Source organism: Williamsia muralis NBRC 105860 (assembly GCF_001598915.1).
Classification (GTDB): Bacteria; Actinomycetota; Actinomycetes; order Mycobacteriales; family Mycobacteriaceae; genus Williamsia; species Williamsia muralis.
The window spans coordinates 217,948-230,759 of the sequence record NZ_BDAP01000003.1 but is presented as its reverse complement, the minus strand read 5'-3'; the positions used below and the strand labels follow the sequence as shown (position 1 = coordinate 230,759).

Here is a 12,812-nt window from a genome sequence, read left to right as displayed (position 1 = left end):
TCGCCGTTGTCGGCCGGCTCACCGGAACCGGTGGGTTCTGTTGTCGAGTGACTAGCTCAGGGCGTCGGAGATCCGCTCGGCGAGCTCGGCCACCTGCGCGCCTGTCATCACAAACGCCGGCGAGATCTGCAGTGCGCCTTGGCCTGCCGCCCGTCCGCTGACGCCGTGAGCGCGCAGAGCTGCCACGGCAGCAGGTGCCCGCGAAGGCTCCTCGAGCTGGACGGCGCTCACCGCACCTAGCCCGCTGCGGACCTCGCTGACCGCGTCCAGATCAGCAAGCGGCGCAAGCGCCACATGCAGATCCGACTCCAAGCGGGCAGCATCTTCGAGCAGACCTTCGGTCTCGATGATGTCGAGGTTCGCCATGGCTGCTGCTGCGGCCCCGGCGTGACCTCCGTAGGTGTAACCGTGGCGCCACCAGACACCGCCGGAATAGAACGGTTCGGCGACGTTCGGGGCGATGAACACCGCGCCCATCGGCACGTACCCCGACGTCAATCCCTTCGCGGTGGCGATCATGTCGGGTTGCAGGTCGAATCGACTCGAGGCGAACCATGATCCGCCGATCCGACCGAAGCCGGTGACCACCTCGTCGGCGACGAACAACACATCGTGGTCGCGGCAGATCTGGCGCACCTCGGCGAGGTAACCCTCCGGCGGGAGGTAGATCCCGCCCGCTCCGATGATCGGTTCACAGAAGAACGCGGCGATGTTCTCGGCACCGACCCGCTCGATCAACCCCAGCAGCCCTTTGGCGTCATCCCAGTCGACAGTGGCCGCATCGGCCATGAGATCGCCGTAGTTCTCGCGGTTCGGGGGCAGCCCGGACAGCGCGGTGCCGCCGACGTGCATACCGTGATACGCCTTCGTGCGGCCGACCACGATCTTCTTGTCGGGCCTGCCCATCTCATGCCAGTAGCGGCGCGCCAGTTTGACGGCCGAGTCGATCGAATCGCTGCCGCCCGAGGTGAAGAACACCTTGCTCCCCGGTACCGGAGCGAGGCCGGACAGACGGTCGGCCAACGCCGCCGTGACGTCGGAGGTGATGTCACCGAATCCGGAGTAGTGCGCCAGTGTGCTCAACTGGTTCGCCACCGCGTCGGCGATCTGCGTGCGTCCGTGCCCGACGTTGGTGAACCACAGGCCTGCTGTGGCGTCGAGATACTTGTTCCCCTTGTCGTCCCAGATGTGGACGCCTTCACCCTTGGTGACCACAAAGGGTCCCGTGGTGCTCACTGCGCCCATGTCGGCGAATCCGTGCCAGAGACCGGCAGAAGTTGAGACTGTCATGTGAACATCATGCCTGGTGTCCCCCTGGTTTCCTCCGGGGCCGCAGCCACTCTCGTGTCAATCCGTGTTCGGGCGCGCCGGGAGCGGGGACACGGGTCCGCCGGACATTGCCGGATCCGCCGCTCAGGTAGGCTTGACCAGTTATGTCGACTTCGTCCAACCAGCCGGAACAGTCCGCCCGGCGTAAACGGCGACGACGTCCGACCAGCCGCTCCACTCGCACCGACCGGCCGGATCCGGCTGTGATCGAGCGCCGACGCGCGCTCGTCCCCACGATCAATTACCCGCCGCAACTGCCGGTGTCCGAGGCCCGCAATGCCATCGCCGAGGCGATCTCGGAGCACCAAGTTGTTGTCGTCGCCGGTGAAACCGGTTCCGGTAAGACCACACAGCTTCCCAAGATCTGTCTCGAGCTGGGGCGCGGACTGGCCGGCAAGATCGGTCACACTCAGCCTCGCCGACTCGCTGCGCGGTCGGTTGCCGAACGGATCGCCGAGGAAACCGGGACCGAACTCGGCGGCGTCATCGGATATTCGGTGCGCTTCACTGACAAGGCAGGCGACGACACGCTGGTCAAGGTGATGACCGACGGCATACTGCTGCGTGAATTGTCCCAGGACCGGATGCTCCGTGAGTACGACACCCTGATCATCGATGAGGCCCACGAGCGAAGCCTCAACATCGACTTCATCCTCGGCTACCTCAAGCAACTGCTGCCACGCCGCCCCGACCTGAAGATCATCATCACCTCGGCGACCATCGAACCCGGCCGGTTCGCCGACCACTTCGCGACCGATGACGCGCCGGTGCCGATCATCGAGGTGTCCGGCCGCACCTACCCGGTGGAGATCCGCTATCGCCCACTCGTGGTGGACGATGAGGACGAAGCCGACCTCGATCAGCTACAGGCCATCGGGGTCGCCGTCGACGAGCTGTGTTCTCACGGCCCAGGCGACATCCTGGTCTTCCTGCCCACCGAACGCGAGATCACCGATACCGCGAAATCGCTTGCGCACCTTGAATCCCGTGGCATCGAGATCGTCCCGCTGTTCGCCCGACTGTCGGCAGCAGACCAGCACAAAGTGTTCTCCAGTCACCGAGGTCGGCGAATCGTGTTGTCCACCAACGTTGCCGAGACATCGCTGACCGTGCCGGGAATCCACTACGTCATCGACGCCGGCACCGCCCGGATGTCGCGTTACTCCACGCGCACCAAGGTGCAGCGGCTGCCGATCGAGCCGATTTCGCAGGCCAGCGCACGGCAGCGGGCGGGGCGCTGTGGCCGTGTGGCCGCAGGTGTGTGCATCCGGCTTTACAGCGAAGAGGACTTCGAGAGCAGGCCCGAGTACACCGAGCCTGAGATCCTGCGCACCAACCTCGCGTCGGTGATCCTCACGATGACCTCTCTGGGGCTCGGCGACGTCGGCCGGTTCCCGTTCGTACAGCCGCCGGATCAGCGGGCGATCCGGGACGGCCAGCAACTACTGGACGAACTCGGGGCGCTCGAACCTGCCTCGGCCGACAACCCCGTGCGCCGACTCACCCCGATCGGACGGTCGCTCGCTCGCATACCTGTCGATCCGCGGCTGGCGCGCATGCTGGTCGAGGCCGACAAACAGGGCGTGGTCGGCCCGATGCTCGTGTTGGCGGCCGCACTGTCGATTCCGGACGTACGCGAGCGGCCGGCCGAGCATCGCCAGGCGGCCGATGCCTCGCATGCGCGCTTTGCCGCTCCGGGGTCGGAGTTCCTGACCCTGCTGAATCTGTGGACCTACCTGGACGAACTCCGCTCGGAGTTGTCGTCGAACCAGTTCCGGAAGCGGTGCGGTCGAGAGTATCTGCACAGCTTGCGAATCCGCGAATGGCGAGACCTGCACGCGCAGCTGGTCCGGATCGCCAAGGACCTCGGGTGGTCGGTTCCTGCGACGGTGACCGCACCCGACCATGAATCGCCATCGGCGGCATCAATTCATCAATCCATCCTGTCCGGTCTGCTCAGCCAGATCGGCGTCCGCGAGGGGGACGCCAAGGAGTTCCTGGGCGCTCGCGGCACGAAGTTCATGATCTTCCCCGGATCTCATCTCTCGTCGAAACCACCACGGTTCGTGATGGCGGCCGAGATCGTGGAGACCTCTCGGCTCTGGGCGCGTACCGCCGCCCGCATCGAACCGGAATGGGCCGAACGCCTGGCCGGGCACCTCGTCAAACGTCAATACAGCGAGCCTCATTGGTCCGGGAAACACTCAGCGGCCATGGCCTACGAGCGGGTCACCCTCTACGGCGTCCCGCTGGTCACCAAACGACGGGTGAACTACGGCTCGATCGATCCCGCGGTTGCCCGGGAGTTGTTCATCCGCCACGCGCTCGTGGAGGGTGACTGGCGTACACAACACCCGTTCTTCCACCGCAATCGCGCGTTGCTCGAGGACGCAGAGGAGTCGGTGCATCGGGTGAGGCGCACCGACGTCATCGTCGACGACGACCAGCTCTTCGCCTTCTACGACCGACACATCGGCGGAGAAGTGGTGTCGGGCAGACATTTCGACACGTGGTGGAAGACCGCACGCAAAGCTGACCCCACCTTGCTGGATCTGGATCCCGCCGACCTCGTGGCCGACACTGCCGCCACCGACCCGGCCGGGTTTCCCGACCACTGGCGTCAGGGAGACACGAGTTATGCCTTGAGATACCGGTTCGAGCCCGGCACCGTCGATGACGGCGTGAGTGTGCTCATCCCGTTGTCGCTGCTCGTGCGTGCCCGGCCCTCTGGGTTCGACTGGCTGGTCCCCGGCATGCGCTTGGAGCTGATCACCGAGCTGATCCGCACCCTGCCGAAATCCCTACGGCGGCAAGTGGGACCGGCCCCCGACCTGGCCGCGCAAATACTGGAGTCGGTGACACCGAGGAGCAAGCCTCTCACCGAGGCGGTGGCCGCCGAGATCCGTGTGCGCACAGGTGTCGACGTCGCAGCGTCAGATCTACGACTGGCCGCACTCCCCGACCACCTGCGGATGACCTTCACCGCCGTCACCACCGACGGCGAAGTTCTCGGACGTTCCAAGTCGCTGCGCGAACTGCAGGATCGACTGGCCGGTAGATCTCGCGCGGCTCTGGAGAGTGAGGCCGGCACCGCATCCCGACCTGTGGCCACCACGTGGACCGCGGACACCTTTGGAGACATCAGCCGCACATTGCGCAGTTCTGTTGCCGGCCAAGACATCACAAGCTATCCCGCCCTGACCCGCCGAGGCAGTGGTTTCACGGTGGTCGCCGTGCCCACCCAGGCCGAGCAGGCTGCGAACATGTACGACGCTGTTGTCGAGATGATCGTCTCCAGCGTTCCGCCACTACGACCGTCGGTGACTTCGACACTGAGCACCGCCGAGCGACTCGCCCTCAGCCAGAGCCCCTACCCGGACACCGCTGCTCTTCTGGCCGATTGCGTTCGGGCTGCCGTGGTGGACCTTGTACCCAACCCGCCGAATGTCTGGACGCCAAGCGAATTCGCTGCACTTCGGGAAAATGTGGCCCGCCAGGCAACCGGGAGGGCAACGGACAAACTACGCAGGGTGGCGACGATCCTGACCCGCGTGGCGCCCCTACGAACGGCGATCACCGCGGCCGGCAGATCGATCGCCGCCGACGACGTGCGGGACCAGCTGGACGAGCTGCTGTTCGACGGATTCGTCTCTGCGACACGCGACGAACACCTCGCGGAGATCCCCCGCTACCTCGATGCTGCGACGTCGAGGCTCGAACAGCTCCCGGCAGGCGCCGCTCGCGATGCCCAGGCGATGGCGGCCATCGACCGGGTGGTGTCGGCGTGGACTGATCACCTGCGACACGTGCCGCCCGGTCGGCGGGACGCAGTCAACGAGCAAGCTGGATGGATCGTCGAAGAACTGAGAGTTGGACTGTTCGCACAGCACCTGCGTACTGCGTATCCCGTGTCGGAGAAACGGGCGATCAAGGCCATCCGGGAACTGCGCTGATCCGGCGGCACCACTGCCGGACGAAGCGGTCAGGGTTTGGCCGCTCGCAGATCGTCGATCTCTTTCTGGAAGTCTTCGACTGAGTCGAACGAGCGATACACCGACGCAAAGCGAAGGTAAGCGACCTCGTCGAGATCCCGTAACGGGCCCAGGATTGCCAGGCCCACTTCGTTGCTGGGAACTTCGGCCGATCCTGAGGCGCGGACGGCCTCTTCGACCTGCTGCGCGAGCAGGTGCAGACGGTCATCGTCGACCGCGCGGCCCTGGCAGGCGCGCCTCACGCCCCTCATCACCTTCTCTCGACTGAAGGGTTCGGTGACGCCGTTGCGTTTGACGACCGCAAGGACTGCGCTCTCCACCGTGGTGAACCGCCGTCCGCATTGCGAGCAGGCCCGCCGACGACGAATCGCCTGGCCCTCGTCGGCCACCCGTGAGTCGACGACCCGCGTGTCCTCGTTCTTGCAAAACGGGCAGTGCATGCAGGGTTCCTCGGACGTCAGCGGCCCCGTCGGAATGACCGGACACTCTGTTGTAGAGGATACCGCCCGGCCGATTGCTTGCCCCAGCACTGCAGCTACCGCGCGTAGATCGGCGTCACCAGGGATTGCCCGGGCGACAACGCTGAATTGCTCATCGCGTTGAGGTCCATGATCTTCTCCACCACCGCTTCGGTCGGCATCTCGGGAGCGATTCGAGAGGCGATGTCGCCCAACGATTCTCCCGACTGCACATGGACGACCGCCGTGCCGGTGTTCGCCGGAGCGGCACCGCTCTCGACAACCCGGCCGAAGAACATGAGGAACAGCACGAGCATCATCAGGCCGATTCCGACCACGGCGGCTCCGGCCCAGGCACGTCGGCGGAAATACACATCCCGCTCGACGGCAACCGACGGTGCGGAACTGCCCGGCTCGGAGCAGCCCACGACAACACGGCGGTCTGCGGCGAGCCTGCGGTCGGCCGGCCGGCGAGTACTGTCGACACGCGCTCGCGCCGTGCGGGTGTACTGATCGGAGGCGGCGGGCCCACCGACTCGGGCGAGGCGGCGACGGGGCCGCTCAGCGGCCGGGCGGCTGATGGTGGTGGCTGCAGTCATTGTTCGATCCTCGGGTCAACAGTTCGATCACTCGTTCGATTGAACGAATGTTCGAGTTGTATCACGGGGGTCCGACACACGCCACGCCCAATCGAACAAATGTTTGAGAGTTGTGACAGATTGCATTAGCGTGATCCCCATAATCCAACGAACAACGTGTGCGTTTTCTTCTCTCGACAGCTACGACACCTTGGCCGGACACCGTACGAACTGGAGGACCTGATGGCCGATACGACAGACACCCGGACGCCGCCGGACGCGGCGGCCGCGACGGTGGTCACTTCCGAACCGCTGGCCGAGGGGTCTCTGACCCCGCGCCAGAAAGCCGTGCTGGAGGTGATCCGGGCGTCGGTCCGCGAACGCGGCTATCCCCCGTCCATCCGCGAGATCGGTGATGCCGTCGGCCTCACCTCCACGTCGTCGGTCGCTCATCAGCTCCGCACCCTCGAGCGCAAAGGATTCCTCCAGCGCGAGAACAACCGTCCCCGGGCGGTCAACATCCAAGACACCGACCTCAATCCGGCCACGGCGGCCGGCCAGGTCCAGGTACCCGACGAATCCCTGCCGACACCGACGTTCGTTCCGGTCCTCGGCCGCATCGCGGCCGGCGGGCCGATCCTGGCCGAGGAAGCCGTCGAAGACGTGTTCCCGCTACCGAAAGAGCTTGTCGGGGAAGGATCTCTGTTCCTCCTGCGGGTGGTCGGCGAGTCGATGATCGATGCCGCCATCTGCGACGGCGACTGGGTGGTCGTCAGACAGCAGAATGTCGCAGACAACGGCGACATCGTTGCGGCCATGATCGACGGGGAGGCGACCGTCAAGACGTTCAAACGCACCAAGGATGCGGTGTGGCTGATGCCGCACAACCCGGTGTTCGACCCCATCCCCGGCGACAACGCCGTTGTGTTGGGCAAAGTCGTCACGGTGATGCGGCGCCTCTGAGGCGTCCGGCAACACTCTCGGCAACCGAACAAACGCGGGGACTACGCAGACACGAGTGGGGTGCACCTTCCGGTGCACCCCACTTCGCGTAGTTCTGAAACTCGTACTCAGACCCCGAGGCTTCGGCCGATGACTTCCTTCATGATCTCGGTGGTGCCGCCGTAGATGGTCTGAACGCGTGAATCGAGGAAGGCCTTGGCCACCGAGTACTCACGCATGTAGCCGTAGCCGCCGTGCAGTTGCAGGCAACGATCGATGAGGTGGACCTGGTTCTCGGTGGCGTAGTACTTCGCCATCGCCGCGTCCGGAACGGTGAGCTTCTTCTCGTTCAGCAGTTCAATACACCGATCGACGAACACACGGGTGGTAGCGGTGGACGTCGCCAGTTCGGCGAGCAGGAACCGCGAGTTCTGGAAGCTACCGATCGGGCGACCAAATGCCTTGCGGTCCTTCGTGTACTGGATTGTCGTCTCGAGAACCGACTCCATGGCACCGGCCGCCACAACAGCGATCGACAGGCGCTCGCGCGGGAGGTTCTGCATCAGGTAGATGAAGCCCATGCCCTCCTCGCCCAGCAGGTTCTCGGCGGGCACCTTGACGTTGTCGAAGCTCAGCTCGGCGGTGTCCTGCGCCTTCATCCCGACCTTGTCGAGATTGCGGCCGCGTTCGAATCCCTCCATACCGCGCTCGACCACCAGCAGGCTGAACCCCTTCGCACCGGCCTCGGGGTCGGTGCGGGCCACCACGATGACGAGGTCCGCGTTGATGCCGTTGGTGATGAACGTCTTGGAACCGTTCAGCACCCAGTTGTCGCCGTCTTTCTTGGCGTTGGTCTTGATGCCCTGGAGATCGGACCCGGTGCCGGGCTCGGTCATCGCGATCGCGGTGATCAGCTCACCGGAGACGAAGCCGGGCAGCCAGCGTGCCTTCTGCTCGTCATTGCAGAGGTCGAGCAGGTACGGCGCCACCACGTCGTTGTGCAGCGCGAAGCCGATACCGCTGTAGCCGCCGCGGACGGTCTCTTCGTCGATGATGGTGTTGTAACGGAAGTCGTCGACTCCCCCGCCGCCGAACTCCTCGGGCGCCTCCACCGCGAGGAATCCGTTCTTGCCTGCTTCGACCCAGACATCCCGGTCCACCAGGTTCTGCTCTTCCCAGCGTTCGTGGTTCGGCGCCACGTGCTGTTCGAGGAAGCTCCGGTACGAATCGCGGAAGAGAAGGTGCTCGGGCTCGAAAAGGGTGCGTTCCATCGTCAGGTCTCCATTACAGGTGGCATTGGTTGGATATCCAACTGTAACCGGATTCTACATCTGGCCCAAAGCTGCAGTTCGGAGGGCTATTCGGCTGACTCGGGAATGGCCAGAGATGCCAGCTGGCGCGACAGCGCGGCAGGCACCGTGGCGGTGATCGCAGTCCCATCCGCCTCGTGACGTTCGGTCAATACGTCACCCTCGGCATGGATCCGGGACACGAGGTCGCCACGCTCATACGGCACCCGGACACTGACGTGCACGTCATTCCTGGCCACCGACTCCCGGATGCGATCGAGGAGTACGTCGATGCCCTCGCCGGTGGCCGCCGAGATGAACACGGCTGTCGGGAACAGCCCTTTGAGCTGTGCCAGTACCAACGGGTCGGCCGCATCGATCTTGTTGATCACGAGCAGTTCGGGCGGAGCTGTTGCCTTCTCCTCCTCGAGCACTGATTCGATCACCTTCCGCACCGCCATGATCTGGTCGGTCGGAACCGGGTCCGAACCATCAACGATGTGCAGGAGCAGATCGGCGTCGGCGACTTCCTCGAGGGTCGAACGGAAGGCCTCGACCAGCTGGGTGGGCAGATGCCGGACAAATCCGACGGTGTCGGTGATGACCAGTTCACGGCCATCCTCGAGGGACATCTGACGGGTTGTCGGATCGAGGGTTGCGAACAATGCGTTCTGGACCAGCACGCCCGATCCGGTCAACGCGTTGATCAAACTCGACTTGCCGGCGTTCGTGTACCCGACAATGGTCACCGCTGACGCGGCAGCCTGCTTTCGCTTGGCGCGCTTGGTGGTTCGTGACGTCTTCATCTCGCGGATCTCGCGCCGCAGTTTCGCTGTGCGTTCGCGGATCCGTCGGCGGTCGGTCTCGATTTTCGTCTCACCGGGTCCGCGCAGTCCCACGCCGCCATTGCTGCCGGCACGGCCACCCGCCTGCCGGGACATGGATTCACCCCAGCCACGAAGCCGCGGGAGCATGTACTCCATCTGTGCCAGCGCGACTTGCGCCTTGCCTTCTCGCGACGTCGCGTGCTGGGCGAAGATGTCGAGGATCAGCGCAGTTCGATCGACAACCTTGACCTTGACCACTTTTTCCAGAGCAGTCAGCTGAGCAGGGGTCAGCTCGCCATCGCAGATGACGGTGTCGGCGCCGGTGGCCAAGACGATCTCACGCAGCTCGTGAGCTTTGCCGGACCCGATATAGGTTGCCGGGTCGGGCTTTTCACGACGCTGGATGAGACCTTCGAGAACTTCCGACCCTGCCGTCTCGGCGAGGGCCTTGAGTTCGGCGAGACTCGAATTGGCCTGCGCAGTGGTGCTGCCCTGCGTCCAGACCCCGACCAGGACAACCCGTTCGAGTCGCAGCTGGCGGTACTCGACCTCGGTGACGTCGGTGAGCTCTGTGGACAAACCGGCGACGCGCTGCAGCGAACTGCGTTCGTCGAGTTGGAGTTCGCCGATCGTCGGCGCGTCGCGCTGGTCGTTGCCGGCTTTGTTGTTTTCGGTCATGAGATCACCATGGTGACACTCGGGTAGGTGTGGTGCATACCGATTTTAGAGCCATCCCTCGTTGAGCACTCCGGCGCCGACGAGTACCGACGGGCCGCGCAGCGTTGTGTTCTCGTCATCGACCGTCACCGTGATCTGACCCCCGGGAACGTTGACGAGTACCGTCCCCTCGGACCTTCCCATGAACCGCAGAGCAGCTGCGCCGGCGGCGACGACTCCGGTACCGCAGCTGCGGGTTTCACCGACTCCGCGTTCGTGGACCCGCATCGTGATCTCGGCGTCCACGGCGTCCGCAGCGCCTGCCGACGGTGCGGTGATCAGCTCGATGTTCACACCATCGGGAAAGACTGTGTTGTCGAACGTGATCGACCCGCACAGATCGATGTCCGCCAGATCCTGCGGCGTCAACCCGTCGACCACGCACGCCAGATGGGGATTGCCGACATCCACCGACACCCCGGCGTACCGCCGGCCGTCGATCTGGGCTTTGCTGTCGACGCCGAGACGGGCTGGGCCCATGTTCACGGTGACGTCGGCCGACGAACCCGTCACAGCGTGCACCGTCACCGGCCGCGCACCTGCGCGCGACCCGACGGTGAAGGAGCGTTCGGACACGAGCTCGTGCGCGGCAAGGAAATGCGCGAACACCCGGACACCGTTGCCACACATCTCCGCGATCGAGCCGTCGCCGTTGCGGTAGTCCATGAACCAATCGTCGTCGGCTATGCCGGCGCCGAGCGCTGTGAGCACACCCGCGTCGCGGAGTGCCCCGGCTGTGGCGACCCGGAGGACCCCGTCCGCCCCGATGCCACGGTGACGATCACACAGCGCCGAGACGAACTCCGGGGTGAGGTCCAACTGCACGCCGGGGTCGGGCAACAGCACAAAATCGTTCTGTGTGCCGTGCCCTTTGACGAAATCGACGCGTGCGAACATTCTGTCAACGATACGCGCCCGACCTCCTCATCTGCCTGCCGCGCGCAGCGCCTGACCCGTGAGGTCCGGCGACGAGGCGTCGAGCCAGTGGATACGAGGGTCACGGCGGAACCAGGACCGTTGCCTGCGTACGTAACGCCGCGTACCGATGAAGGTCAGCTCCTGCGCGCGGGCCACGTCGTATTCCCCGTCGATGGCTGCCATGACCTGTGCGTATCCGATGGCGCGAGCAGCGGTGACACCATCCCGGAGGCCGGCCGCCAGCAGTGTCTCCACCTCGTCGACGAAGCCCGAACCGAACATCGCACTAGTGCGTCGCTCGATCCGCTCGTCGAGCTCTGCGGTGTCGCGATCGAGTGCGATCACCGTCGTGTCCCACCTGGGGTCACCGATCGTCGGAGCCGACGCGGCGAAGGGCCGACCCGTCAGCTCCACCACTTCCAACGCCCGGACGATCCGGCGACCATCGGTGTCCAGGATCTGCCGGGCGGCTTCCGGATCCACCTGCGCCAGCCGGTCATGCATTGCTCGTGTCCCGATTCGCTCCAGTTCGTCTTCGTGGCGCCGTCGGACGGCCGGATCAGTGGCCGGGAAGTTCCAGTCGTCGAGGAGTGCCTGGATGTACATCATCGATCCACCCACCACCACCGGCGTTCGCCCCTGCGCCAGGAGACGCTCGATGTCCTCGCGGGCGGCCTGCTGATACCTGGCGACGGTCGCCGTCTCGGTGACGTCGAGGACGTCGATCTGATGATGAGTGATCCCGCGACGCTCGTGCACGGGAATCTTGGCCGTACCGATGTCCATCCCCCGGTACTGCTGCATCGCGTCGACGTTCACGATGTCCCCGCCCAGCTCGACCGCCAGATCGAGCGCGAGGTCGGACTTGCCACTGGCCGTGGGCCCGATCACCGCGATGGGCTTCGTCCCGGCGGTCACGTGTTCCACCAGGCCACCGTGTAACCCACGCCGAACGGCGCCCCCGCGTAGCGGACCTCGGACGCCAGAGATGGTCCGGCAAAGGCTCCAGATGCCACCTGCCACGCTGCCCTGCCCTCGACGCCGAACTCGGCACACCGCGATGCGTCGAGCCCCGAGATCGTGTTGTGGTCGGCCGCTGCGAGCGCGTCGTCGATCATGTCCTGGAACTCGACCGCACCGTGCTTCTGCCCACCGGGCGACTTCTCGGTGATCGTTGTTGCACCGTCGGCCACCACGAGCAGACCGACAGGCTCCGGGGCCGACGCGAGCCGCTGCCGTAGGTCGAACCCTTGCCGTAGACACGACTGCGCGGGCGCAGCCGGGTCGACGACCTCCACCGTGAGCGCAACATGTGGAGCCGTCCGGGTCCGGAGCCATCCCCCGATCAACACTGTGGTGGGCATGCCGGCATCAGTCGGCTCATCAGAACCCGGGACCAACTCCACTGCCACATCGACACCGAAACCCGCCAGGGTTCCCCGCGCAGACATCTCACGTCGAGGGTCTCCGGCACCGACAAGTACCCAGCGACTACACATTTCGGCGAGTTGTCCACAGACGTCGAATGCCGCGGCCCGCACCGGTGCGACCTCCGAGAGCGCCGGCCCGGACAGTTCTGGCACCAATACCGGCGCGCCCGGGACAAATGCAGCGGCAACCAACACCTGCGCCACGCTAGCCGACGCGCGTGAACCCAGAATGCGCCCGACCGGCCGATTGTCCACGAGTGTCCACACACAAGCCGGTGACCTGCTTCAATGATAGAGGCGGTGCGCCGCCACCCGGGTGTGGAGACCGTTCA

General features: G+C 65.1%; 10 protein-coding genes. 2 read left to right on the top strand and 8 right to left on the bottom strand.

Translation table 11 applies throughout. The features are described from left to right. Nucleotides 1–51: 51 nt before the first annotated feature. On the bottom strand, nucleotides 52–1,290 hold the full coding sequence (locus WIMU1_RS13115; RefSeq protein ID WP_062797887.1) for an aminotransferase family protein: 1,239 nt from the start codon (nucleotides 1,288–1,290) through the stop codon (nucleotides 52–54). A gap of 143 nt (nucleotides 1,291–1,433) precedes the next feature. Between WIMU1_RS13115 and hrpA the strand changes: the two genes are divergently transcribed. After that, nucleotides 1,434–5,282, top strand: a complete 3,849-nt coding sequence (gene hrpA / locus WIMU1_RS13110) for an ATP-dependent RNA helicase HrpA (RefSeq protein ID WP_062797885.1) — start codon at nucleotides 1,434–1,436, stop codon at nucleotides 5,280–5,282. A gap of 29 nt (nucleotides 5,283–5,311) precedes the next feature. On the opposite strand, the gene nrdR is transcribed toward hrpA, so the two are convergent. Both nrdR and WIMU1_RS13100 read right to left on the bottom strand, forming a co-directional pair. Further along, nucleotides 5,312–5,761 carry a transcriptional regulator NrdR gene (nrdR, locus tag WIMU1_RS13105; protein ID WP_023959662.1) on the bottom strand — a complete coding sequence of 150 codons (450 nt, stop codon included), beginning with the start codon at nucleotides 5,759–5,761 and terminating at the stop codon, nucleotides 5,312–5,314. Nucleotides 5,762–5,856: 95 nt separating this feature from the next. Then, nucleotides 5,857–6,378 carry a LysM peptidoglycan-binding domain-containing protein gene (locus WIMU1_RS13100; protein WP_062797883.1) on the bottom strand — a complete coding sequence of 174 codons (522 nt, stop codon included), beginning with the start codon at nucleotides 6,376–6,378 and terminating at the stop codon, nucleotides 5,857–5,859. A 222-nt stretch (nucleotides 6,379–6,600) separates the two neighbouring features. Here WIMU1_RS13100 and lexA point away from each other — a divergent pair, with 222 nt between their 5' ends. Beyond that, on the top strand, nucleotides 6,601–7,320 hold the full coding sequence (gene lexA, locus WIMU1_RS13095) for a transcriptional repressor LexA (protein WP_023959664.1): 720 nt from the start codon (nucleotides 6,601–6,603) through the stop codon (nucleotides 7,318–7,320). Between the two features lie 107 nt (nucleotides 7,321–7,427). On the opposite strand, the gene WIMU1_RS13090 is transcribed toward lexA, so the two are convergent. The 5 genes from WIMU1_RS13090 to WIMU1_RS13070 form a co-directional block, all read right to left on the bottom strand. Beyond that, a complete protein-coding gene (locus WIMU1_RS13090) occupies nucleotides 7,428–8,570 on the bottom strand; it encodes an acyl-CoA dehydrogenase family protein (RefSeq protein WP_023959665.1) in 1,143 nt (380 codons plus the stop codon). An 86-nt stretch (nucleotides 8,571–8,656) separates the two neighbouring features. Further along, a complete protein-coding gene (gene hflX, locus WIMU1_RS13085) occupies nucleotides 8,657–10,093 on the bottom strand; it encodes a GTPase HflX (RefSeq protein WP_030163423.1) in 1,437 nt (478 codons plus the stop codon). Between the two features lie 45 nt (nucleotides 10,094–10,138). Next, nucleotides 10,139–11,029, bottom strand: coding sequence for a diaminopimelate epimerase (gene dapF, locus WIMU1_RS13080; RefSeq protein ID WP_062797881.1), 891 nt, complete (start codon nucleotides 11,027–11,029; stop codon nucleotides 10,139–10,141). A gap of 27 nt (nucleotides 11,030–11,056) precedes the next feature. Then, nucleotides 11,057–11,977, bottom strand: a complete 921-nt coding sequence (miaA, locus tag WIMU1_RS13075; protein WP_245969033.1) for a tRNA (adenosine(37)-N6)-dimethylallyltransferase MiaA — start codon at nucleotides 11,975–11,977, stop codon at nucleotides 11,057–11,059. Then, nucleotides 11,965–12,675: a class III extradiol ring-cleavage dioxygenase family protein gene (locus WIMU1_RS13070; RefSeq protein ID WP_147431387.1), complete on the bottom strand. Its 711-nt coding sequence runs from the start codon at nucleotides 12,673–12,675 to the stop codon at nucleotides 11,965–11,967. Before WIMU1_RS13070 ends, miaA begins: the two co-directional genes overlap by 13 nt. Between the last annotated feature and the right edge of the window lie 137 nt (nucleotides 12,676–12,812).